The organism is Bacillus sp. IS1, from assembly GCF_032461585.1.
GTDB classification, from domain to species: domain Bacteria; phylum Bacillota; class Bacilli; order Bacillales; family Bacillaceae; genus Bacillus; species Bacillus velezensis.
On sequence record NZ_JAWCWR010000001.1, the window covers coordinates 1443932 to 1466060 of the forward strand.

Annotated in this window: 26 protein-coding genes and 1 tRNA gene; 7 read left to right on the forward strand and 20 right to left on the reverse strand. The window is 45.3% G+C overall.

The window, feature by feature from the left end; all coding sequences use genetic code 11:
- Position 1: 1 nt before the first annotated feature.
- The 3 genes from comGB to RUW00_RS06905 all read right to left on the reverse strand — a co-directional run bounded on the left by comGB (position 2) and on the right by RUW00_RS06905 (position 3239).
- Positions 2-1039 carry a competence type IV pilus assembly protein ComGB gene (comGB, locus tag RUW00_RS06895; RefSeq protein ID WP_280145314.1) on the reverse strand — a complete coding sequence of 346 codons (1038 nt, stop codon included), beginning with the start codon at positions 1037-1039 and terminating at the stop codon, positions 2-4.
- The gene (comGA, locus tag RUW00_RS06900) at positions 1026-2096 is read right to left on the reverse strand and encodes a competence type IV pilus ATPase ComGA (protein WP_014418378.1); all 1071 of its coding nucleotides are present in this window, start codon (positions 2094-2096) and stop codon (positions 1026-1028) included. The genes comGB and comGA overlap by 14 nt, the downstream gene beginning before the upstream one ends.
- Before the next feature lie 192 nt (positions 2097-2288).
- Positions 2289-3239, reverse strand: coding sequence for a magnesium transporter CorA family protein (locus RUW00_RS06905; RefSeq protein ID WP_014418379.1), 951 nt, complete (start codon positions 3237-3239; stop codon positions 2289-2291).
- A 145-nt stretch (positions 3240-3384) separates the two neighbouring features.
- On the opposite strand from RUW00_RS06905, the gene RUW00_RS06910 reads away from it, so the two are divergent.
- The gene (locus tag RUW00_RS06910) at positions 3385-4686 is read left to right on the forward strand and encodes a hemolysin family protein (RefSeq protein WP_029973873.1); all 1302 of its coding nucleotides are present in this window, start codon (positions 3385-3387) and stop codon (positions 4684-4686) included.
- Between the two features lie 37 nt (positions 4687-4723).
- Here the strand turns inward: RUW00_RS06910 and RUW00_RS06915 are convergent, their stop codons facing one another.
- Entirely contained in the window at positions 4724-5554 is an 831-nt protein-coding gene (locus RUW00_RS06915; RefSeq protein WP_021494316.1) for an STAS domain-containing protein, read from the reverse strand.
- Positions 5555-5625: 71 nt separating this feature from the next.
- On the opposite strand from RUW00_RS06915, the gene RUW00_RS06920 reads away from it, so the two are divergent.
- Positions 5626-5696: transfer RNA gene (locus tag RUW00_RS06920), tRNA-Gln, on the forward strand.
- Between the two features lie 64 nt (positions 5697-5760).
- Here the strand turns inward: RUW00_RS06920 and RUW00_RS06925 are convergent.
- Positions 5761-6141, reverse strand: a complete 381-nt coding sequence (locus RUW00_RS06925; protein ID WP_003153079.1) for a Spx/MgsR family RNA polymerase-binding regulatory protein — start codon at positions 6139-6141, stop codon at positions 5761-5763.
- A gap of 235 nt (positions 6142-6376) precedes the next feature.
- Between RUW00_RS06925 and RUW00_RS06930 the strand changes: the two genes are divergently transcribed.
- Positions 6377-6622, forward strand: a complete 246-nt coding sequence (locus tag RUW00_RS06930; protein ID WP_003153078.1) for a DUF2626 domain-containing protein — start codon at positions 6377-6379, stop codon at positions 6620-6622.
- Positions 6623-6661: 39 nt separating this feature from the next.
- On the opposite strand, the gene RUW00_RS06935 is transcribed toward RUW00_RS06930, so the two are convergent.
- Positions 6662-7300 carry an MBL fold metallo-hydrolase gene (locus tag RUW00_RS06935; RefSeq protein ID WP_017418145.1) on the reverse strand — a complete coding sequence of 213 codons (639 nt, stop codon included), beginning with the start codon at positions 7298-7300 and terminating at the stop codon, positions 6662-6664.
- A 154-nt stretch (positions 7301-7454) separates the two neighbouring features.
- Here RUW00_RS06935 and RUW00_RS06940 point away from each other — a divergent pair, with 154 nt between their 5' ends.
- The gene (locus RUW00_RS06940; protein ID WP_003153076.1) at positions 7455-7628 is read left to right on the forward strand and encodes a DUF2759 domain-containing protein; all 174 of its coding nucleotides are present in this window, start codon (positions 7455-7457) and stop codon (positions 7626-7628) included.
- Between the two features lie 32 nt (positions 7629-7660).
- Here RUW00_RS06940 and RUW00_RS06945 read toward each other — a convergent pair whose 3' ends face one another.
- From RUW00_RS06945 to RUW00_RS06965, 5 genes are all read right to left on the reverse strand, one after another.
- Positions 7661-7975, reverse strand: coding sequence for an MTH1187 family thiamine-binding protein (locus RUW00_RS06945; RefSeq protein ID WP_003153073.1), 315 nt, complete (start codon positions 7973-7975; stop codon positions 7661-7663).
- Between the two features lie 5 nt (positions 7976-7980).
- Positions 7981-9018, reverse strand: a complete 1038-nt coding sequence (locus RUW00_RS06950) for a YqgU-like beta propeller domain-containing protein (RefSeq protein ID WP_017418146.1) — start codon at positions 9016-9018, stop codon at positions 7981-7983.
- 72 nt (positions 9019-9090) lie between these two features.
- On the reverse strand, positions 9091-10218 hold the full coding sequence (locus RUW00_RS06955) for a M14 family metallopeptidase (RefSeq protein ID WP_095272401.1): 1128 nt from the start codon (positions 10216-10218) through the stop codon (positions 9091-9093).
- Positions 10219-10300: 82 nt separating this feature from the next.
- Entirely contained in the window at positions 10301-11263 is a 963-nt protein-coding gene (glcK, locus tag RUW00_RS06960) for a glucose kinase GlcK (RefSeq protein WP_014418385.1), read from the reverse strand.
- Between the two features lie 34 nt (positions 11264-11297).
- Complete coding sequence (locus RUW00_RS06965; protein ID WP_007408313.1) at positions 11298-11507, reverse strand: YqgQ family protein; 210 nt, start codon at positions 11505-11507, stop codon at positions 11298-11300.
- A 197-nt stretch (positions 11508-11704) separates the two neighbouring features.
- On the opposite strand from RUW00_RS06965, the gene nhaC reads away from it, so the two are divergent.
- Positions 11705-13069 (forward strand): Na+/H+ antiporter NhaC, encoded by a 1365-nt coding sequence (gene nhaC, locus RUW00_RS06970; protein ID WP_076983733.1) that lies wholly within the window; start codon positions 11705-11707, stop codon positions 13067-13069.
- Between the two features lie 75 nt (positions 13070-13144).
- On the opposite strand, the gene RUW00_RS06975 is transcribed toward nhaC, so the two are convergent.
- The 3 genes from RUW00_RS06975 to rpmG all read right to left on the reverse strand — a co-directional run bounded on the left by RUW00_RS06975 (position 13145) and on the right by rpmG (position 14171).
- Entirely contained in the window at positions 13145-13318 is a 174-nt protein-coding gene (locus tag RUW00_RS06975) for a hypothetical protein (protein ID WP_007408311.1), read from the reverse strand.
- Between the two features lie 70 nt (positions 13319-13388).
- Positions 13389-13943, reverse strand: coding sequence for a 5-formyltetrahydrofolate cyclo-ligase (locus RUW00_RS06980; protein WP_017418150.1), 555 nt, complete (start codon positions 13941-13943; stop codon positions 13389-13391).
- 78 nt (positions 13944-14021) lie between these two features.
- Positions 14022-14171 (reverse strand): 50S ribosomal protein L33, encoded by a 150-nt coding sequence (gene rpmG / locus RUW00_RS06985; protein WP_003153056.1) that lies wholly within the window; start codon positions 14169-14171, stop codon positions 14022-14024.
- 346 nt (positions 14172-14517) lie between these two features.
- Here rpmG and RUW00_RS06990 point away from each other — a divergent pair, with 346 nt between their 5' ends.
- Both RUW00_RS06990 and RUW00_RS06995 read left to right on the forward strand, forming a co-directional pair.
- Positions 14518-14871 (forward strand): hypothetical protein, encoded by a 354-nt coding sequence (locus tag RUW00_RS06990; RefSeq protein WP_003153047.1) that lies wholly within the window; start codon positions 14518-14520, stop codon positions 14869-14871.
- Positions 14868-15332 carry an endolytic transglycosylase MltG gene (locus RUW00_RS06995; RefSeq protein WP_022552954.1) on the forward strand — a complete coding sequence of 155 codons (465 nt, stop codon included), beginning with the start codon at positions 14868-14870 and terminating at the stop codon, positions 15330-15332. Before RUW00_RS06990 ends, RUW00_RS06995 begins: the two co-directional genes overlap by 4 nt.
- A gap of 98 nt (positions 15333-15430) precedes the next feature.
- Here the strand turns inward: RUW00_RS06995 and pstB (RUW00_RS07000) are convergent, their stop codons facing one another.
- From pstB (RUW00_RS07000) to pbpA, 6 genes are all read right to left on the reverse strand, one after another.
- On the reverse strand, positions 15431-16213 hold the full coding sequence (pstB, locus tag RUW00_RS07000; RefSeq protein ID WP_095272405.1) for a phosphate ABC transporter ATP-binding protein PstB: 783 nt from the start codon (positions 16211-16213) through the stop codon (positions 15431-15433).
- Positions 16214-16224: 11 nt separating this feature from the next.
- Positions 16225-17031, reverse strand: a complete 807-nt coding sequence (gene pstB, locus RUW00_RS07005) for a phosphate ABC transporter ATP-binding protein PstB (protein ID WP_095272408.1) — start codon at positions 17029-17031, stop codon at positions 16225-16227.
- A gap of 18 nt (positions 17032-17049) precedes the next feature.
- Positions 17050-17934: a phosphate ABC transporter permease PstA gene (gene pstA, locus RUW00_RS07010; protein ID WP_007408306.1), complete on the reverse strand. Its 885-nt coding sequence runs from the start codon at positions 17932-17934 to the stop codon at positions 17050-17052.
- Positions 17934-18863, reverse strand: a complete 930-nt coding sequence (gene pstC, locus RUW00_RS07015; protein WP_014418391.1) for a phosphate ABC transporter permease subunit PstC — start codon at positions 18861-18863, stop codon at positions 17934-17936. Before pstC ends, pstA begins: the two co-directional genes overlap by 1 nt.
- Before the next feature lie 48 nt (positions 18864-18911).
- Positions 18912-19814, reverse strand: a complete 903-nt coding sequence (locus RUW00_RS07020) for a phosphate ABC transporter substrate-binding protein (protein WP_007408304.1) — start codon at positions 19812-19814, stop codon at positions 18912-18914.
- 155 nt (positions 19815-19969) lie between these two features.
- Positions 19970-22117, reverse strand: a complete 2148-nt coding sequence (pbpA, locus tag RUW00_RS07025) for a penicillin-binding protein 2A (protein WP_095272412.1) — start codon at positions 22115-22117, stop codon at positions 19970-19972.
- Positions 22118-22129: the final 12 nt, after the last annotated feature.

A 22129-nucleotide genomic window follows, 5' to 3' on the forward strand; every position in this document is an offset into this window, starting at 1 on the left:
CTTACATTTGGTTCATCATCTGGTACATCGGCATCAGCATTGACATGTAGACAATTAAAATCATACCGGCCACAACACCGTAAATGACAGGCTGGAGAATGCCGGTATACTTCGCCGCGTTTTGTTCAAGACGCTCCATCATAAACTGGCTGTACGTATAAAGTTCGCGGTGAAGCCGGCCGTTTGCCTGTCCGTGGCTGACTGCAGCCGCAAGGTCTTTTTCATAACACGGATGCCCGGAAAGAGCGGATTCTATGGTTTCTCCGGCTTTCAGACGTGTAATGAGCATCTCTGCTTCTTCACGATAAAAAGGCAGAAAAGATTGTTCTTTAAAAACTGTTAAGCTGTCATAGATAGAAAGGCCGGATTTCAGAAGACTGCTGAGCTGTAAAGAGAAAAAGTAGCTGTTAAAAAGAACGGCCGCTTTTCCTAATAGTGGTATTTTCACAACAATCAGCATTTTATCTTGCGGGGATTTTTTCTTACATAAGAACCAAACGTACAAAAACAAGCAGAAAGCGGCGGACAGCGCCAGTGCGCAGGCTTCATGAAAATGCCGAAAAAATGCAAAGATGAAAGCAGTCGCACCGGAGGTATTCATATTCATTGATTGATAAATCCCAGAAAACTGCGGAATGATTAAACTTTGCAGGATATAAAACATGACACAGACGGAAGAAATTAAAAACATCGGATACCGGAGCATTTTTTTGATTTGATTCGTCTGCATGAGCTTTCTCTGTAATAATTCGCCGCTTTGTTTCATCGCCCCCGGCAATTCCCCGTGTTTCTCCGCGAAATAGCAGATAGAGACGGCTTCTTTGTGAAAAGACAGTGCCTCAAGCACTTGGTAAAACGCATCACCTTCCCTCAGCCGTCGGATTCCGTCCGTCAGCTCTGCAAGCTGACGTTTATGCAGCTGGAGTTTCAGCAGTCTGAGCCCTTCAATCAGACTGTATCCTTTTTCCGTCATTTCACCGAGCCTTTTCAAAAAAGCCGCTTGATCCTTCAACGGCCAGGTTCGTTTAATCCGCTTCATGATACACCCACCGATCGTAATTGTCGGTCGTGACATAGCCGAGAGCGATTCCTTTTCTGATCAGCCTGCGGAGCGTCTGATATTGAAAATTGGCGTGCTCTCCCTTTGCTTCCTGAAAGCATTGGGTGAGGTTTTTCCCGTAGAGCAGTTCATAAATGCCCGCACGGCGTGTCTGCCTGTACATCCGGCAGTACACGGAACAGTTTTCCTCTTTGCAGAACGGACATGTTAAATCAACCAGACGCTGAGCGGCAATAGCAATGACGGTTTGTTCAATTTCTGTCATGTTCACGCCAAACTCCAGCAGCCTGTATATGGCGCCCTTAGCATCTCTTGTATGCAGGCTTGAAAGAACGAGGTGTCCCGTCATGGCGGCGCGGACTGCGATTTCAGCCGTCTCGGCATCCCTGATTTCCCCTAAGATGATCATATCGGGATCATGTCTTAAAATCGCTTTTAAACCGGCGGAATATGTGACTCCGGCTTTTTCATTCACCTGAACTTGCAGCACATCCTCATCTCTTGTTTCTACGGGGTCTTCAAGCGTGACAATCCGCCGGTTGAAATGCCGTTTTGCATAGTTGACAAGCGAGTAAAGAGTGGTCGTTTTTCCAGATCCGGTCGGGCCGGTAAACAGAAGCAGGCCGTGCGAATGCTTCAGAAAGGACAATAATGCGGCGCCTGCCCCCCGAAATAAGGACAGTTTATCCAGAGGGGGAATCTGCTGCTTAGGCAAAAGCCTGATGACAAGACTTTCATCATTCATTGTCGGCAAGGTTGACATTCTCAAATGAACGGTTTCTGTCGGAAGCGGCAGAGACAATGACCCGTTTTGCGGCTTTCGTCTTTCTCCTATATCCATGGCCGATAAAAACTTGAAATGAGAAATAAGCCTTACACATTCCTCTTTTTTTAAGACTCTTTTTTTCACAAGAGCATGGCCGATGCGAAAATGAATGAAAGCATCCCTTTCTCTCGGCACAATGTGTATATCTGAAGCCCTTGCCGTATAGGCCTCGTTTATGATGTTCCTGCTGTATGTTTCAATATTTTTCACAAGACTTCCCTCCTTCCGCACGTATTGTAAATCAGATACATAAAAGCCGGCAAAGGAGAGATTATGCGTTTTACACTGTGTAAAACGCAAAAAAATAAAAAACAAGCCCCCTGACATTGATTTACCGAATGAAATCCGGAACCATTCGGCCATTTTCAGCCATCAAAAAAAGCAGGCGAATGCCTGCTCTTCTTAGCGTTTCTTTTCTTTCCGCAAATATTTTTTTTGATGCTCCCTCAAAATGTCCCCTGTCCAGCCTTTGTGCCGCAGATAAATATAAATCAGCAGGGTTGATACAATAATGAGCACGATGGAACAGATATACGCATATTTCCAATGAAGCTCCGGCATGTTATCAAAGTTCATCCCCCAGAGAGCTCCAAGCGCCGTCATCGGTGTAAAGAGTGTTGTAAAGATCGTCAAGGCTTTCACAATTTCATTTCCTCTTTGGGAGGTAATGACTTCCTCGGCGTGCAGCAGATTGCTCAATTCCTGATCAAACTCATTGATATATGTAATTCCTCTTTCCATCTTTTGATGAGCTCTGAGGTAATCTTTCTGCCTGTCATTTTTCGGAAGAAAAGCTTCTTTTAAAGCCATTTCTACTTTTTTAGCCCCCAGTGTAAGACCTTTCCAAATGAACAGCTCATGGCGCAGTTTATGCACATTTTCCAAGATTCCTTTGCTGTTGTCATCATGAATCTGCCATTTCAGCGTCCGCTGCTTGACTTCAAATTCATCCAGTCCGATCAGATAGGAATTCATCAGCTCTCCCAGTAAAACGAAAAAGCCTTCAATCGGATTTTCACAGGTTTGAATCTGCTGTGTGGCATGCTTTTCTTTTACACCGCGCAGCAGCGAAAAATCAAAATTAATTGTAAAAAAGAAGTCTCTCGTAATATAAAAGTGAAATACGGTATGGTTTTTTTCATCATCTAATCCTTGATGATAGATTAAAGAACCGAAAACCGCTTCATTATTCTGATCATTTGTATCTGAGCGCAGAAAGTTTATATGATTTTCATGTTCAAACCACTTTTCGCATTGCGGCCAGTGATTGTGATGGATCATTTTTTTCGCTTCTGTTTTTTCATGCGGACCGAGCTGGTACCACAGCCAGTCCGCACCCGAATGTACCTTCATCTCTTGTCATCCTCCAGTATCGCTTTCTTGTTTTATTACCGTAAATGAAGCAGGCTAAACCAGGTTCGATGTTTGAGCAGCCTTCTACAGTGGTATTATTCCGAAAAAAGGGAGGTGCAAGCCTTCCTTCGCGGAAGGCGTTACATTGTATATCATCAAACTATCTGCCATCGTACTATTTATTTTATTAACGGCGTGTTTTGTCGCCATAGAGTTTTCAATCGTTAAAGCAAGGCGCTCCCGCATTAATCAGCTCATTGAGGAAAATGTAAAAGGAGCAAAAGCAGCCAAGCATGTCATTACACACCTTGATGAATATTTATCGGCGTGCCAATTGGGTATCACCGTCACCGCTTTGGGAATCGGCTGGCTGGGTGAACCGACAGTCAAAGCAATGCTTCAGCCGTTATTTTTAAAGACCGGAGTTCACGAAGCGGTTGCCCAAGTCCTGTCATTGATCATCGCCTTTCTGCTGGTTACATATGTGAATGTCGTCATCGGCGAACTCGCCCCGAAAAGTTTTGCTATCCAAAAAGCCGAGCGGATTACACTTTTGTCTGCCAGACCGATGATTTTGTTTTATAAGTTAATGTTTCCGTTCATCTGGCTGCTCAATCATTCCGCCCGCCTGATTACAGCAATGTTCGGCTTGAAGCCTGCTTCCGAACATGAAATGGCTTATACGGAAGAGGAATTGCGGGTGCTCCTTGCCGAAAGCTATCGAAGCGGCATGATTAAAAAAAGCGAGCTCCATTACGTAAATAACATTTTTACATTTGATAAGCGCACTGCCAAAGAAATTATGGTGCCCCGGAATGAAATGGTGAGCCTGCCGTTAGACAGCGGATCGGGACATATGCTCCGGGACATTATCAAAACAAATAAATATACCCGGTATCCCGTAGTAAAAGGAGATAAAGATCATGTAGTCGGCATCATCAATATAAAAGAAGTTTTATTCAGATTCCTGTCAGAAGGAGCGGCGTTTACAAAACACGAACTCAGCCCTTACATCCAGCCGGCGATCCACGTGATTGAGACGATTCCGATTTATCAATTATTCGTTAAAATGCAGCGGGAACACGCCCATATGGCCATTCTCATTGATGAGTACGGCGGAACTGCGGGATTAGTAACGGCGGAAGATATCATTGAAGAGATCGTCGGCGAAATCCGCGACGAATTTGATACGGACGAAACACCTTCCGTTCAAAAGCTTGGGAAGAACCGCTATCTCCTGAACGCCAAATTGCTGATCAGTGACGTCAATGATGTACTCGGAACAGAGATTACGGCTGATCAAGTCGATACACTCGGGGGCTGGTTTCTTACTCAGCATATTGACGCGAAGCCCGGGAGCACCATAGATTTTGAAGGCTACACATTTACGGTAAAAGAAATCGACAGCCATCATATCATTACGATTGAAGCTGACAAAGCTGAATAGCTGAGGGAGAAATCCCTCCCGGCCATTCAGCTTTTTATCATCTTAATGATTCTTTTACGATAAATCCGTTTTTTGCCAGCGCTTTCGCCAGACTCTGCTCCGTTTTCACCTGAGAAAAATCAATGCCGAGCTTCACGACGGTCTGCGCGATTTCCGGCCTGATGCCTGAGATTGTCGTTTCTATGCCAAGAAGTTTTGTGCTGTCAATCACTTTAAAAATCTGATAAGCGACCATTGTATCCACAATCGGCACACCTGATATATCTAAAAATAAATAAGAAAGCCGGAGTGAAGAACATTGATCAAGCACCGATTCCAAAATCATTTTTGCCCGGTAGGTGTCAATTTCGCCGACGAGCGGCAAAATTCCAATACCGTCGGCAATCGGCATAATCGGCGCGCTTAGTTCGTTAATCATTTCTTTTTGGGCGTTTAATTGTGTAACCGTCACTTTATAATATTCCTCTGTAAATACTTCAATCATATGGTCAATTGCTTTGTTCAGCTTCTCTCCCCAATAGAATACCGCATTCGCCCCAGGCTTCTCAGACATTTTTTCACAGCATGTCTGTATGCGGTTCCAGACTAATCTCCGGAATTCTTTAAAGCTCGTGACGCTTTCATAGACCGGTACTTCATGGACGGCCCGGTCCCTTGCGAACTGAAGCGCCCATTTTGTCAGCTCCTCTTCCCCGCCGTCTTTTTCCGATAGAATGCCGGCAACGATTTCAATTAACAGACGGTGCTGCATTTCCGCTTTCTGATCATCTGAAGGCCGCCCCGATTTTGGTATGAGCAGCCACTGGCGTGTGATTTCACCTGATTCTTCAATTAAGGTTCGAGATAATGTTTCGTTCAAATGTTTCACGGGTCTCCTCCATTCAAATTCCTTTGTATGTATAAATCGGCGCCGGACGCACATACTGTAATTACATCCGATGGGCTATAGCCAAGCGGTAAGGCAATGGACTTTGACTCCGTGATCGTTGGTTCGAATCCAGCTAGCCCAGTCCCGCAACCGCAAAAAACGAAGATTAGCTGATAAATTTTGATCAGCGGATCTTCGTTTTTCTCTTATGATACAGATTGATGTACCGTTTTTTTCTTCGTCAGCTTCATCAGTTCTCCCGGATTGTATCCGATAACGAGCTTATTGCGATCGATCAGAATCGGACGCCGCAGCAGTTTCGGCTTCTCAGTCAAAAGCTTCAGCACTTCATTTACAGTCATTTCTTCAATGTTCAGGTTGAGGTTTTTAAATGTTTGGCTTCTCGTCGCCAATATTTCATCAATTCCTTCAGTCGTTAATGATAAGATCTGCTTCAATTCATCAATTGTCGGTGTCTCCCTGAATAGATGGCGCTCTTGAAAGTCAACATTGTGGGCTTTTAACCAATGTTTCGTTTTTCGGCATGATGTGCAGCTCGGGTATGAATAAAAAATAAGTTCTTTCATTTTTAAAAATTCCTCCCTCGGATAATCCGTCTCTTTGTTAACATAAGTACCCTGAACTTTTTTTCATTAAACATATTTCAAAAAAATTTTCGGATCTTTTTCAGAGAGCGGCATAAGATATAAAACACAGGGAAAGACATAAATTCCACAATAAATATAATCATGAAAATGTTTACATTTCGAGTGCCGATCTATTATAATAAACTTCAGATAGACTCTCGGGAGGGGATAAGGAATGAATCGCATGTTCCGGGTGTTAGGATTTTGGACGGGGATATTTGCAGTCATGTTTTTTTTAGGGGGCATGAAAGACGCTTCTCTTTTGTTTTTTGGACAGACGATCTTTTTCGTATTTCTTTCTTATTTGAATCTGACTGAGCGGATGTATATTTATATTTTCGGAGCTTACTTAACCGTATTTTTCGCCGGATTTACATATTACTCAATTTTTATTATGACACCGGGCGGCGGAACCCACTGACAGAAAAAGACAGACCGATTATGGTCTGTCTTTTTTCATTTACAGTGAAAAACCATTGATAAACGGGTTTCGCTCCTGCTCTGTCTGGATATCCGTTTCCGGCCCGTGTCCGCTTAATACAAGTGTATGTCCGGGAAGCGTGAGCAGTTTTTGATGAATGGAATCAAGCAATACGTTCTGACTTCCGCCGTGTAAATCAGTGCGGCCGATGCCTCCCTGAAAGAGCACATCACCTGAAATCACCAGATCCGCGTCCTTCACATAATAAGAAACGCTTCCCGGTGAATGTCCCGGCGTAAACAATGTCTCCAAATGGAAAGGCCCGATGTCCAATATGCCGTCGCCTTCAATCAGCCGTTCGGCGGGCCGTGCCGTTACGGCGATGCCCCGCAATATGCCTGATCCGTTTAAGGAAGAGTCCTCCAGCCACTTTTCTTCATTTTTGTGAAGATATACGGGAACATCCCATCTGTCTCTTACTTCGTCAAGCGCGCCGATATGGTCAAAATGAGCGTGCGTCAGTAAGATGGCCAGCGGCTTCAGATTGTTTTCTTTTATGTAATTGTTGATTTTGTCCGCTTCCCCGCCCGGATCAAAAATAAGACAGGACTGATCCTCACTGACAAGAAAATACGCGTTTGCCTGAATCGGACCGGCCGGCATTCGTCTCCATTTCACTTTCATCACCTCTTTATGTATATGCCCTTATTATGAAGGTTTTCTGCGGAAGATTCAATGAATGCGGCCGGGAAAACGCTATCGACAAACAAAATGAAAACGGTTAAAATGAAATGGAAAGATTTTCAGGTTCCAATGACAAAGGAGGAGCATCATGTTACTTGTTGTAATCTTCGGCCTTGTCGCATTATTAGCTGTATTAGGAGTCCTGCGGGCTGTCAGACAGAGAAATATCCTGGGATTTTTGTTAGCCGCCGCCACGCTGGGCGTGTTTGGCTGGTTTACCGTTATGACCGTTGTAACCAGCGGCTATCCGACTGCACATTAAAAGCCTGTATCCAATGGATACAGGCTTATTTTTTATTGCTGCAAATGTTTGCTGACACTTTTGATTTTGCTCTCCAGCGTCGTTTCTTTATCACGTCTGTCATCAATGCGGATATTTGTCGCCACTCTGTGCAGCCCTTTTTGAAACGGGGCTTCGTGAATGTCCTGAATGACTGCGAATAAGTCGCTCAGCTCACCTTCAATCAACGTGTTCATCGGCGTGAGCTGAAATTTGATTTTGCCGGCAGCTTTGTAACCCTCCAAAATGTTTTGCACATCCGCTACATACTCACTGACGCTCGGTGTTTTTGTTCCGATCGGAATGATTGTCACATCTGCAATTGCCATTTGGTTCAAACTCCTTTTTCATTTGTTATGATTGGTTCTGTCATGCCTGTTTTCAGTGAAATCAGACGGTCATACGTAAAGCCGTATAAAGCGTATTCCCCGTTCGGAGAGATCTGAATCGGCTCCATTTCCGTGTTTTTGAGCACCGTCCGCTCCCGTTCGTCTCCTAAGTCAAAGCTGATCAGATTGTAAGAGCGGCCTTCAGGCTTAAATATGTAAAACCGCTTGTGTGTCTGATCGTAATCATATTCCATTGGCGCAAAGCTCTTATACTTTTCTTGGAGAGGAAATCGGTGTGTCACGGATGCCGGCTTTTGGAAAAGGAACTCGCCGTCTCCGTCCGATTGATCCGTTTGTCTGACGGCAATCGTCATGCCCGGGCGGGAATCGGCCCAGATGACGTGATGAAGCACTCTTTTTTCTTTTTTTGTCTGCAAGTCATAAGAATATAAAGGACCCTCTTCCTCCGTTTTTCCTTGCTTAATATATTGGAATTCATCAGTGGAGGTCCAATGGACAAAAGGGGCCTGAACGGGACTCTTTTTTAAAATGCCGTTGTTCATATCGGCCGTATAGGCTGTGAAGTCCCATGTTTCAGTAAAAACGGTAATCATCATTTGATACGGGTCATACGGATTCCAAGCCGTCTCCAGCTCATAAGAGTTAAAGGCTTTGTGATAAAGTCTTTTCCCCTGCTTGTTCATAAGCACAAGCTCAGTCTGACCGCTGCTTGTCACCTGTACGAGAATCAGCTGTTTTTTCCGGCTGATCTTTACATTGACAATATGGCCCTTTGTTTCATAGAGCCGTTCGGATTTTCCGCTGAAAAGATCATATTTCATCAGCTGATGATGTGCTGTATACAGAATCGTTCTGTTATCCAGCCATCCTTCCGTTTTCTCCGCTTCCTTTTTACTGAGCGGAACGATTTTCTGTTCTGCCGATTTTGCCGAAACGCCTGTGTCTTGCTGCTGATGAGATGGTTCACAGGCCGCTAAACACAGAACGAATGCGGACAGCAGAACACAAACCAAGTATCTCACCAGCCTTCCCTCCATTCTTTTCTATTGTCCCATATTTGTTTATGTAAACAAATGAGAAATTTCACAGATGTCTCAAAAAACAAGCGACCTCCACAAAATACCTTCCGTCGCTTGATAAATATCAGCAAACTGATGAAAAGGCAAAGGGTTTTTTCCCTTCCCGAGCTCAATGGTATAGCCCTCTTTTCCATACTGCTGTATAAACCAATCCCTAAAACCGGCATGGCTGTCAATGGTTTTAACGCCTTGATAGCGGTTTCCGCTTATCGCTTCAAACTCCCGAATCATCCGGGATGATTGCTCCGGTTCACATCCTTCGTATCCCCAATAAATCTCTTCTCCCTGCGTATGAAGCGCGATCAGCCTGTCAGGCGGCTGCTCCGTTATCAGCCGGTGCATCGCCTGCGCCTCCGGTTCAGTGAGCGGCGCCGTCCCCGGAAAATCACGGTATGAAGGGGCTTTCGGTTTGCGCCTCTGTTCAATATCCCAATTAGATGGGAAATGTTTATTTAAATCCACACCGTTTATATTCGCCTTCCATTCGCGGAAATCCGGGCGGTGCTCATTTAATTGATTAAGAAATTCATTTTTTTCTGATAAATCTTCACATCCGTAAAGTACGAGATCAACACCGTCGGGATTTACGAGCGGAACGAATGACAATGATGTCAGGCTGAATATATCAAGCGCAGAGTGCCCGAAAACGGTTTTATTTTCGCATAATGCCGCGCAATATTCTTTACACCATTTAAGCGCGACCGAGGTGGTGATCCATTCATTGGCATGAAATGAGGCGTTTACATGGACTTTTCTTTCGGCCGTATCCGCACCTATTTTCAGCTCATAAAGCGGCTTTCCCAATACGGAACTGGCGATTTTACGGCACGTGACAAACGGAAAGACATCCGTTATTTTCTCAATTTCTTCATAAACCGATTCGGAGCCGTACACCTTTTCTTCCTTCACCCATTGATCAGCGGAAAGAATCCTTTCACAGCGCCGGATGTATCGCGAAAGCCCGCTCAGCGTCTCAAGCGGCGGACCCTCTGACTGCCCGCTCACGGCAAAGCCGGGACAAAACAATTCATCGTTTTCCGCCGTTTTATCAGCGGCTTTCAACAGTTTTTCATCAATTGAAAGCACCTTTGCGATATCTTTCATATGCTGTTTCAATTCAGGTTTGACACGAATTCCCGCCATGTTCATCCCCCTTTTTTAAAAACTATATGACAGGGGAGATAAAAAAAGAAAGCCGCCCGCGATATGGGCAGGCAGACTTTCTTCAGCAGTTTTGATGTTTGAGCCATTCATTTTTGGCAATCCACGCCCCGCCGATGACTCCGGCGTCATTTCCAAGTGCCGCAATCGAAATATCGGCCGCTTCCGCAGAACGCGGGAACGCGGTGATTTTGAAGGTCTCTTCCACTTTTGACCGCAGGATTTCACCCGCTTTAGAGACCCCTCCGCCGAGCACGATTTTCGTCGGGTTCATGGCGCTTGCCAGATTTCCGAGCACGAGGCCTAAATGTTTTGCGACATAATCGACGACTTCAAGCGCTGTCTTATCCTGCTGTTTAGCCGCTTCGAACACGTCACGTGCCGTCAGATCATCCACTTGTAAGAGCGAAGAGTCGGAAACCGCCGCAAGCTTTTCTTTCGCGATGCGGACGATGCCTGTTGCGGACGCAATCGTTTCGATGCAGCCGGATTTTCCGCAGTTGCACGGAGCTCCTCCTTCCGGAATACTGCAAATATGACCGATTTCTCCGCCGGCCCCGTTTTTACCGTGAACGATTTCTCCGTTGACGATGATGCCTCCGCCGACTCCGGTTCCGAGCGTCACTAAAATGACATCTTTGGCCCCGTCACCTGCACCCTTCCACATTTCTCCGAGCGCCGCGATATTGGCATCGTTTTCAATGACGGCCGGAATACCCGTTTCCGCCTCGAGATGGTCTTTCAGCGGATAGTTTTTCCACCCCATATTTGTCGTCTCATAGACCATTCCCGTCGCCATTTCCACGGGTCCGGGCGCTCCCATTCCGATCCATTTTACGATCCGTTTCGGCTTGTTCAGTTCTTCCAGCTTCTGGTCAAGCGCTTTGGCGATCGTGACCGTAATTGTGTTTCCTGATTTATCGGTCGGAACTTCCCATTTATGCTGAATTTCACCGTACATGTTGATGAAGGCCAGCTTGATGGTTGTTCCGCCAAGATCAATCCCCGCAAACCATGTATCTTCCATAATAATCTCCTTTTCTTATTAAAATCCTGCTGTGTTATCTGCCTTTGATCCGCTCCGATTCTCTCTGAAGAACTCCGGCGGCTTTTTGCCATAATTCTCTTTCAATCACGTTTGACAAGTACATTTCCTTTAATTCATCTTTCATAAAGTCAATTTCGGCTTGTCTGTCACCGAAATAAACGATATGTCCGAATGACTTAAACAGCTGCTGCACGTCATAAAATGAATTCATCTTCTTCACCATTTCTATTCTTCTTAGTATAAGCGTATTTCATCACTGATCCGGGCGTCAAGCAAAAAACGATTGGAGAAAATATCCTTGTATTATTTTCATAAATTGTATATTCAAAATTGTAAAAAAACACTCATTTATGCGTTTTTCTGTTACAATACTTTCGTGCCCAAAAGCACAAAAGGATTAAAGTTTGATGGGGTGTTGTTTTGAAACAAGAAAAAAGGCTGACGTTCATCTCAGCCATCAGTTTATTTGTCTTGATGTTAGCAGTCATTATTTCCTGCCTGTTTTTCTTTCATACAGAGCCGCATATGCCGCTGTTCTTTTGCGTCATTATTCTGTCTCTGGCAGGTTTGTGGCTCGGTTTCTCGTGGGACAGTCTTGAAAAAGGAATTGTCAGCGGATTGAAAAACGGTGTGCAGCCGATTATCGTGCTGGCTTTGATCGGTGTACTGATCGGCGCCTGGATGTACAGCGGCGCCATTCCCACCGTCACTGTTTACGCTTTGTCAATTATACAGCCGAGTCAGCTGCTTTTGACCGCATTATTTTCCTGCATGATTATCAGCACGCTTGTCGGCTCAAGTCTGACAACTGTCAGTACAATCGGCGTCGCGCTGTTAGGGGTAGCAAGCGCGGCGGGAGTTCCGCTCGAATGGACGGCGGGAGCAGTCATTTGCGGGGCTTGTTTCGGTGATAAAATGTCACCGATGTCCGACACGACAAATTTTGCCGCCGGAATTGGCGAAATTCCGATTTTTAAGCATATTCGCCATATGATGGGCACTACCGTTCCGGCACTGCTGATCACGATTGTTCTTTTTTATATTCTCGGTTCATCGGTTTCAATAAATGCCGCTTCAACGCAAAATATTGAGGCGGTCATTTCCGGAATGAAAGAGGCCGTGCACGTTACGCCTTGGTCGCTTCTTTCACCTCTGTTGGTGATCATTTTAGCTGTGAGACGGGTTTCCGTGATTCCGGTGCTTACCGCCGGTATTATTTCCGCAGGGCTTCTGACTGCTGTTTTTATTCCTGACAGCAGCATTCAAGGATTTATATCCGCCCTGCAAAGCGGGACGGAGTTTAAAACCGGCGACCAGGCTGTGGCCAGCATTATCAACAGAGGCGGGCTCCAATCGATGATGGGATCAGTCTCTCTGATCATGATCGCCTTTGCGCTCGGCGGCCTGATGGAAAAAACGGGCCTGATCGCGGCGCTGCTTCAAGGATTGATAAAAGGCGTGCATACGAAAGGACGTCTTGTCATGGCGACCGTCTTCTCAAGTATAGGCGTAAACCTTGCGACAGGTGAGCAGTATTTGTCGATCTTAATTCCGGGTCAATCTTATAAACCTTTATATGACAAGCTCAGCATTAAGCGGATTCACCTTGCGCGGTCGCTTGAGGACGGCGGAACATTGATCAACCCGCTGATTCCCTGGGGAGTAAGCGGCGCTTTTATGGCAAGCGCATTAGGGGTTTCCGTCATCGACTACCTGCCGTTTACCTTTTTCCTGTACATTTCTCCTATGATCTCAATTCTGCTCGGTTTCCTGAAAAAAAGCTGACAATACGAGAAAACCTGCCGTTTTTTACCGGCAGGTTTTCTTATGCAAAAAATCCCGCTGAAAAACGGGATTTGTTTAAAATGCCTGCTGAATGAATTTGTTTCTGATAAACGGTATTTTTAAAAAGAAATGAATGAATGACCGTCTGATCCCCGGCTGGCTGAGCACGCTGTTCATCAGACGGTAGCGGTTTTGGTAAACGGCTAAAACAGATACGGCGCATAATGAGTAGATCAACAATTTTTTCATCTTATCCCTCCTGCCCCTATCGTTTGTCAAACAGCGAGAATTATTCCGGTGCAAGAAGTTTTTTATGCGATTAAGCGATGGTTTCAGATTCAGTCACGATCATATCGACCGGAATATCGTGGGGCATGCGGGGAATGCGGTCTGTCAGCTGGCAGTCAAAGAGAAGCGACACGGTACGGCCTTTATAACCGGAGAGGTACCGATCATAATATCCTCCGCCGTATCCGATTCTGAAGCCTTCCCGGTCAAAAGCCACGCCGGGCACAATCACAAGGTCAATGTCTTTTTGGGCGGCTTTTTCCGTCAGGCTCTCGATCGGTTCACTGAGGCCCGCATATACGGTTTCCAGCTGATCATACGCAGAAAATGTACGGAACTCCATCGCTCCCGTCTGCGGAAAGCATTTTGGGATACAGACTTGTTTTTTCTCTTTCCAGGCCTGTTCAATAATCGGCCGTGTCGGAATTTCCAGGCGTGTCGAGATGGTAACGGCGATCACGCGGGCCTGTTTCCATTCTTTTAAAGAAAACAGCGTTTCACGCATGCTGCGGCATTTTTTCTCCCATTCACTTTCTGTCATGTCAGAAAGCTTTGCTTTTATATCGGTTCTGATTTGTGCTTTCACGTTTCTCAAACCTCCCTGAAAGACAAAAAAGCCAGAACTTTATTGAAAGCTCCAGCTTTTTCCGCTGTTTTAAACAGCTTATTTTGTTTCACGGTGTAACGTAGATTTTTTATCACGTGGGCAATATTTTTTAAATTCAACGCGGTCCGGATTGTTGCGTTTGTTCTTTTTAGAAATATAGTTACGCTCACCACATTCAGTGCAAGCCAAAGTAATATTAACGCGCATTATTTTCCCTCCAAACTAAATATCATTTACTTATTCAGACTTATATATAATACCACTATAATGGACGGAATGCTAGAGTGATTTACATGAAATGTTGTTTAAGTGCAGAAAACATCAGTTTACGCTTCTGATCCTCTGAATGAGCCTGCGTCAGATGAAGGGAAAATATGACGAAACAGGACAAAAAAGGACTTTCTGATACGAAATCTATAGAGAAATAACCGTTTGCTCCCCGAATAAAAAAGATTTCCCGACAAAATTCCGTTTTTTTCTCTATTTCCTTTAGAATGGCGGCGTTTTATGGTATAAAAAAGAAGGGCAAATTAATAATAGAAGGTGATGAAACGTGGAAATTGCTATTATTGCGTTGTTTATCGTCAGTATAGCGCTTATTGCATTCTCATATTCTCAAAGAGATCCGATGAAAGACGTGGAACAGGAGCTTGAAACGCTTCAGCTTTCCGCCATGCAGGAAATTTACAAGTTGAAAAAGAAAATGACGGTGCTTGAAGAAGAATTGCTGGAAACCAACCTCGTGATCCGCAAAGCCAAAAGCAGCGGCATTAACCAAAAAATCGCCAAACAAATCATTTCAAAATATAACAACGGAATGTCTGCGGAAGCCATCGCAAAAGCGGAGCACGTGTCTGTCGAGGACGTCAATACCATTATTAAAGATAATGAGAAGGTGCTCGTATGACAAAACGGGGCATTCAGGCTTTTGCAGCAGGCATGATTTTAGCGACGGCCGTTCTTGCCGCTGTCTTCTATTTGACTGACCATGACCAGGCAGCCGCCGTTAAAACCGAAAAAACAGCATTGACAGAAAAAGAAGTAAACAGCTACCTCGACGATCAGCAAAAAGTCTCCGTCAACCGGGATGACTATCAAAAACTTCTTGATTCTAAAGAAAAATCGTTAAACAACGACCAAAACACAGACGACAAAAAGAAAAAAGTAACATACAAACTGACGATTAAAAACGGAATGAGCACTGCTGATGTATCATCCATTCTTGAAAAAGAAGGGATTATTCCTTCAGCGAAGGACTTTAATGATTACGTCATTGACGCAGGCTACCATAAAGAAATCCGCGCCGGTCATTTCAAAGTCGACTCAGATATGAGCTTTAAAAAAATCGTCAAAACATTAACCCGCTAAAAAAGCTTGCAGGCATCGTCCATTCAGATGGATACGGCCGGCAGGCTTTTTTAATAAGCAATATAAAACGGACCCGGTCAATGGCCGGGCCCGTTTTTTCATCCGAATTTTCCGGTGATATAATCATGTGTTTTTTGATGATCCGGCTGAGAAAATATTTTGTCCGTATCCCCCCACTCTACCAGTTCGCCCATATAGAAAAACGCGGTTTGATCAGAGACCCTCGCAGCCTGCTGCATGTTGTGCGTCACAATGACGATTGTATACTTTTCTTTCAATGTCAAAATCAGCTCTTCTATTTTCCGCGTGGATACGGGGTCGAGAGCGGACGTCGGTTCATCCATCAGAAGGACGTCCGGTTTGGTGGCGAGCGCCCTTGCGATGCACAGCCGCTGCTGCTGACCGCCTGACAGTGAAAGCGCCTGCTGGTGAAGGCGATCTTTCACTTCATCCCAGAGCGCAGCTGCCTTTAAAGATTCCTCGGCGATTTCAAGCAGTTTCTTTTTATTTTTTTCGCCGTGAATTCTCGGACCGTACACGACATTCTCAAATATTGACTGCGGAAACGGATTGCCTTTTTGAAACACCATACCGATTTGTTTTCTTACTTCTGCCGCATCCGTCTTTTCTTTCAGCAGATTGCACCCGTTATAGATCATGTCGCCTGTCACTTTGACATTCGGAGCCATTTGCAGCATTAAGTTTAATGTTTTAATAAAAGTGGATTTCCCGCAGCCGGACGGACCGATGATCGCAGTTACCTTCCGCTCCTCAAAACCGATCGTAATGTCTTTTAAAGCCTGATGGGCTCCGTACCATACGTTCATGCCGTAAATATCAAATAAATTCTGTGTGTGCACCGCTTCCTTCACAAGGCTCACAGTCCTTCCCCCTATCCGAACTTTCCGTTAATGTAGTCATCTGTCTTTTGCGCTTTAGGACTCGTAAAAATTTGTTCTGTCTGCCCGTATTCCACCACTTCCCCGTTTAAAAAGAAAGCCGTTCGGTCAGACACCCTCAGCGCCTGCTGCATGTTATGCGTAACGATAATAATCGAATAATCTTTTTTCAGTTCTGTCAAAAGCGTCTCGATTCTGGCGTTTGAAATAGGGTCCAGAGCTGAAGCCGGTTCATCTAAAAGAAGCACGGCAGGTTTCATCGCAAGCGTACGGGCGATGCAAAGGCGCTGCTGCTGGCCGCCTGATAACGAAAGAGCCGATGAATGAAGCCGGTCTTTGACTTCATCCCAAAGCGCAGCCTTCGTTAAGCTTTCCTCGACCGCATCATCCAAAACGGCTTTCCTGCGTTCACCCGCATACTTCAGCGCATGTGTGATGTTATTGTAAATGGATTTCGGGAACGGATTCGGTTTTTGAAACACCATACCGATCTCCCGTCTGAGAGACACGACATTAATCGCTTCTCCCAAAATATTCAGCCCTTCATAAAGGATCTCTCCCTCGCTTCTTGCCGAAGGAATGGCATCGTTCATTCTGTTAATCTGTCTCAAAAATGTTGATTTCCCGCAGCCGGACGGACCGATCAGAGCCGTCACCGCATGTTTTTCAATATCCATGTTTACATCTTTAACCGCTTGTTTGTCACCGTAATAAATTGATAAATGCTTCACTTCCAAAATTGAAGACTCCGGCGAACACTTTGTCTGTTCCGCATGTTCCCTGATGATGTGATCAATCATGTTTTCGCCTCTTTCCGATTAATTTGCCGTAAGCTTTTTATAAATGACAGATCCGAGCCATCTTGCACAAAGGTTAAACAAGAGCACCGAAATCACCAGCACCGCCGAGCCGCCGTTTGCAATCGCTTCGGCGTCAGGGATGATTCCCTGCGTATTGACACTCCATATATGAACCGCCAGCGTCTCAGCCGGCCTGAAAATGTTGAAAGGAGAAGATTCAGAAAACGGGTTCAAATCCGTAAAGTTCAGCCGCGGCGTTGTCAGTCCCGCTGTAAATAACAATGCGGCCGCTTCTCCGAATACTCTTCCTGATGCGAGAATGGCTCCGGTTAAAATCGAAGGAATCGCACTCGGAATCAGCACCGTTTTGACGGTATGCCATCTCGATACGCCTAAAGCGAGAGAAGCTTCTTTCAGCTCCTTAGGAACTGCAGTGAGCGCGCCTTCTGTCACCCGGACCATAACGGGAAGGTTAAAGACGGTTAATGCGAGCGCGCCTCCGATAATCGTGTAGCCCCATCCGGTCAGGTTTACAAACATCAGCATGCCGAACATCCCGATGACAATGGACGGAAGCGAAGACAGCACCTCAATACACGTTCTGATAAAATCAGTGATTTTATTTTGGGGCGCATATTCAGCCATAAAGACGCCGCCCCCCACACCAAGCGGTATCGTGATCAGCATGGTGATAAACAGAATGTAAAAGGAGTTAAAAAGCTGATCCCGTATTCCGCCGCCTGACGCAATGGCGCTCGATTTTGACGTAAGAAAATGCAAGGAGATTTCAGAGACGCCGTGAATAAGAATGTACAAAAACAATCCTGCCAAAATCGCCGCGATTACAGCGGCGCATAACCCGAATACACCGGTGGCCAATTTATCCGTTATTTTCCGGTTCATTACACTTTCCTCCTAGATGACAAGTAGCGTATGAGCAATATAAACAGAAACGACATGATGAGAAGAACGAGCCCCATAGACCATAACGTATTATTTTCAATACTGCCGTATGTGGTATGGCCCATGTTTAACGTAATAATCGTCGTTAATGTTCCCGCCGTATCAAGCAGGCTTTCCGGCAGAAGCTTTGTATTTCCGATAACCATCTGTACGGCGAGTGCTTCTCCGAACGCTCTTGCCATCCCGAGCACGACAGCGGTCAGCAATGTCGGAAACGCCGCCGGGATAAGCACCTTTCTGATTGTCTGCCACCTCGTCGCACCAAGCGCATATGAACCGTCGCGAAGGTGTTTCGGAAGTGACGCAAGCGCATCAGCGGAAATCGATGTAACAGTCGGCAGAATCATTACCGAGAGCACGATCGTCCCCGCCAGAAGGCTGTGACCCGTTCCGCTTGATTTAAAAGAGCCGATAAACGGAACCAATACTGTAAGACCTATGAATCCATAAACGACGGACGGAATGCCGACAAGCAGCTCAATTACCGGCTGCAGCACCTTTTTTCCCCAAGTCGGCGCAATTTCCGTCATAAACACGGCACCCGCAATACCGAGGGGCGCTGCGATCAGAGCGGACAGAACGGTGACCGCAAATGATCCGAAAATAAAAGGCAGCGCGCCGAACTCAGGTTTTGCCTGGGTTGGATTCCAATTCAGACTTGTTAAGAACTCAATCGGGCTTACACCATTTACAAAAAAAGATTGCAGCCCCTTTATGCCGAGAAAAATTGTGATCGCCGCTGATGCCGCAATGATAATCGCGGCACACACAGACACAATCACCCTTCCGCGGACTTCATCCAATTGCCTGTTTTGTTTTGAGCTTATTAAGCGTTCGCTTACAGTCTCTTTTTCTCTGTGATTTATCATTTGTTTACACTCCTATAAGGAAGAAGAGGCGGGGAGCCCGCCCTCCCCTCAGCTTTGCTTGCCGTTTGCGTCACGTGTGACTTTCATATCAGAGATCGGAATGTAGCCTTGATCTTTTACGATACTTTTCTGTACTTCATCGCTGTTCATATAGTCAAGAAACGTTTTTGTAAGGCCTGACGCTTCTCCTTTCGTATAAGAGTGCTCGTAAGCCCAAATCGGATACTCGCCTGTGACGACGTTTTTCTCTTCCGGTTTGATGCCTCCGATCGATAAAGGCGTTACTTTGTCATCGTTTATATAAGAGAATGCCAGATAACCGATTGCTCCCGGCGTTTCAGCAATGATTTTTTTAACTGTATTGGAGGAATCCTCTGTAATGCCCTCAGCAGGATCTGCTCCGTCAAGCGCGTATTTGACGAACGTAGCGCGTGTTCCTGATGAATCAGGACGGTTCACGAGTGTAATTTTTTGATCTTTACCGCCAAGCTCTTTCCAGTTTTTAATTTTTCCTGTAAAGACGTCTGTCAGCTGTTTTTTGGTTATATCCTTTACGCCCGCACCGGGGTTGACCGCAGCCGCCATCGCCACTACCGCTACTCGGTGGTCTTTTAGGGCTTTCGCATCAATGCCTTCTTTTTCTTCAGCAAAGACATCTGAGTTGCCGATTTGCACTGCCCCTTCAGACACTTGCGAAAGACCTGTTCCTGACCCCCCCGCTTGCACCTGCACATCAGCATCCGGATGTTTTTCCATAAACTTTTCCGCCGCTGCCAGTACTAACGGCTGCATGGCTGATGAACCAGAAATGGTTAAAGAACCTGATGCTTTTTTATCCTCACTTGCAGATTGACTGTCTGTCTTGCCGCTTTCCTTTGCATTTCCGCATGCTGCAGCAACAATCATAACAGCAGCCATCAGAAGCATAAGCATCCATTTGTTTTTTTTCATTTCCTGAATTCCCCCTGCATTTAATGTGTAATTTGTCCTACACGTATAGAGTAAAGGGTTCTTGTAAAATGCGTATAAATCAAGTGTTAAGGTTTTGTAAATCCGGATGTTTTTTTGTATAAAAAAAACGCTCACAAGTTGTGAGCGTTTTTCTGTTAGTTGTTTGTATTGCCGTTTTCAGCGTCTTCCTGAATTTTATCTTCGTTTTTCTGCTTCGTATTATTATCTTCTTGTTTCTTTTTCAGCTCAAAGTATTTGTCCAGAGCTGCTCTTCCTATATCATCCGTAATCGAATATCGATCGCTGTAATTAATATAGGCCCAAGGAACGACTACAGAAATAGCCACTTCCGGATTATCAGCAGGTGCATACGCGACAAGAGTCGTGTTATATGTTGCTTCACCCGTCTCTGATTTGTCAGGACCGTCATAGAAAGATTGCGCGGTACCCGTTTTACCGGCAGGACTGTATGTTGCAGTCGCAAAATCAGTTGCGGCTGTCCCTTTTGTCATGACGCGTCTGAAACCTGCCTGCACTTCTTTAATGTCTGCATTATTCATATCAATCTTATTCAGTACTTGGGGCTGAACAGACTCTACAACGGCTCCGATTCCTTTTTTCGAATCAGGCTGCCTGACCTCTTTTACAAGCTGAGGTTTCAAACGATAGCCTCCATTGGCGATTGTAGATACATACTGCGCCATTTGCAGCGGTGTAAACGTATCATACTGTCCGATGGCAAAGTCTAACAGAAGACCGGAAATTCGCTGTGACCCTTGGTACCCGGTCGCTTCATTCGGAAGATCAATCCCCGTCTTAACTCCGAGTCCGAACTGATTGAAGTAGTATCTGAAAGTATCGAATGCCTTCATATCAAGCGGCAGGGACTGGCCTTTTTTGTACTCCCCTTTACCGACGGCAATCGCCGTTTTGAACATGAACACGTTTGATGATTCCTGAAGCGCTTTTTGGATATCTACGGGACCTAAATTCGTCCATGATTTTTTCGGGTTTTTACTTCCCTTGAAATACATAGGTTCATCCTGAAAAACGGTGTTCAAATTAATCGCGCCCGTCTGCAGTCCGGTCAACACCGTCGCTCCTTTGACCGCCGATCCCATTGCGTAGGAGGAAGTCATTGCGCCGAGGGCATAATCATTAATTTTGTACTTTCCATGATCATTCGTAATCTGTTTGCCGGCCATCGTCAGCACTTCTCCGTTTTTCGGGTTCATCATGACGACGAAGGCCCGATCAAGAAGCTTCGTGCTCGGTCTCGCTTTTGCCGATCTTAAATTTTTCTCAATGATTTTTTCAACGGATTTCTGCAGGTCCATATCAATGGATAAAACAAGGTCTTTGCCGGCCTGTCCTTTTGAAATCACTTTGCTGCCCGTGACATTTCCGGATGAGTCGGTTAAGTTCTGCACTTTCTCTTTTTGACCCTGCAGCAGGCTTTCATATTGATATTCTAAATAGCTTTTTCCGACCCTGTCATTCCGGCTGTAGCCGAGTGACAGATAGTGATCCAGCAGGTTGGACGGAAGACCTTCGTTCGAACTGGATACACTGCCGAGCAATGTCCGGATCAGGCTTTTATAAGGATAAGACCGTTCCCAGTCAGACGTCACGTCAACCCCCGGCAGTTCATCTAAATGTTCGCTGACGACGGCCATTTCTTTTGCCGAAACGCCTTCATTTTTGATGTATTGAGGCGTCAGGGAGTATCCTGAATCCATCTGTCTTTTGATCGCAAGGATCTGCATGTCTTTTGATGTGAGCTCATTCAGCTGTTTGTCTGTGATGCGTTTCAGCTGAAGCTGATATAAATCATCGTCAGACAGTTTTTTGTCTTCAGCTTTTTGGTTTTCTTCAGCCGTAATCAGTTTTTTCGCTTCATCAGGCCTCGTTAACATCCAATAGTCTTTTTTATCCCGCTCAGTCACCTTTTTGGTGCTTACCTTAATCATACCCGCCAGTTTTTTTGCGATTTTTAAACGCTGCGCCTGGGTGGTTGAGGCTGAACGTGTATATGTAATCGCATTTAATGCTTTATTCGTTACGATGGGATTTAGGTTCCGGTCGTAAATTTTCCCTCTCGGAACCGCCGTGCTGACATCAGACTCCTCTTGCTTATTAGCGGCGTTTTTATAATCATCACCCTGAACGATCTGCTTGATGCCAAGCTCGACGATAATCCAAGTGAAAATAAGAAACGCAACCAAAAACAAAAAATTAAGCCGGATCGGCAGTGATTTTTTCTTTTCTTTGTTTACAGCTATTTTCTTTTTATTTCTCCTCATGACATCACCTTT

Excerpts from the sequence above, each read along its gene's own strand:
- RUW00_RS06995 (WP_022552954.1), top strand. The coding sequence starts at position 14,868 with ATGACAAAACGGGGCATTCAGGCTTTTGCAGCAGGCATGATTTTAGCG.
- RUW00_RS07020 (WP_007408304.1), bottom strand. The coding sequence starts at position 19,814 with ATGAAAAAAAACAAATGGATGCTTATGCTTCTGATGGCTGCTGTTATG.
- pstB (WP_095272408.1), bottom strand. The coding sequence starts at position 17,031 with ATGATTGATCACATCATCAGGGAACATGCGGAACAGACAAAGTGTTCG.
- RUW00_RS06905 (WP_014418379.1), bottom strand. The coding sequence starts at position 3,239 with ATGAAGGTACATTCGGGTGCGGACTGGCTGTGGTACCAGCTCGGTCCG.
- glcK (WP_014418385.1), bottom strand. The coding sequence starts at position 11,263 with ATGGAAGATACATGGTTTGCGGGGATTGATCTTGGCGGAACAACCATC.
- RUW00_RS06940 (WP_003153076.1), top strand. The coding sequence starts at position 7,455 with ATGTTACTTGTTGTAATCTTCGGCCTTGTCGCATTATTAGCTGTATTA.
- RUW00_RS06925 (WP_003153079.1), bottom strand. The coding sequence starts at position 6,141 with ATGAAAGAACTTATTTTTTATTCATACCCGAGCTGCACATCATGCCGA.
- RUW00_RS06965 (WP_007408313.1), bottom strand. The coding sequence starts at position 11,507 with ATGGTGAAGAAGATGAATTCATTTTATGACGTGCAGCAGCTGTTTAAG.
- rpmG (WP_003153056.1), bottom strand. The coding sequence starts at position 14,171 with ATGCGCGTTAATATTACTTTGGCTTGCACTGAATGTGGTGAGCGTAAC.
- pstA (WP_007408306.1), bottom strand. The coding sequence starts at position 17,934 with ATGAACCGGAAAATAACGGATAAATTGGCCACCGGTGTATTCGGGTTA.
- RUW00_RS06945 (WP_003153073.1), bottom strand. The coding sequence starts at position 7,975 with ATGGCAATTGCAGATGTGACAATCATTCCGATCGGAACAAAAACACCG.
- RUW00_RS06975 (WP_007408311.1), bottom strand. The coding sequence starts at position 13,318 with ATGAAAAAATTGTTGATCTACTCATTATGCGCCGTATCTGTTTTAGCC.
- RUW00_RS06930 (WP_003153078.1), top strand. The coding sequence starts at position 6,377 with ATGAATCGCATGTTCCGGGTGTTAGGATTTTGGACGGGGATATTTGCA.
- pbpA (WP_095272412.1), bottom strand. The coding sequence starts at position 22,117 with ATGAGGAGAAATAAAAAGAAAATAGCTGTAAACAAAGAAAAGAAAAAA.
- comGB (WP_280145314.1), bottom strand. The coding sequence starts at position 1,039 with ATGAAGCGGATTAAACGAACCTGGCCGTTGAAGGATCAAGCGGCTTTT.
- RUW00_RS06955 (WP_095272401.1), bottom strand. The coding sequence starts at position 10,218 with ATGGCGGGAATTCGTGTCAAACCTGAATTGAAACAGCATATGAAAGAT.
- pstC (WP_014418391.1), bottom strand. The coding sequence starts at position 18,863 with ATGATAAATCACAGAGAAAAAGAGACTGTAAGCGAACGCTTAATAAGC.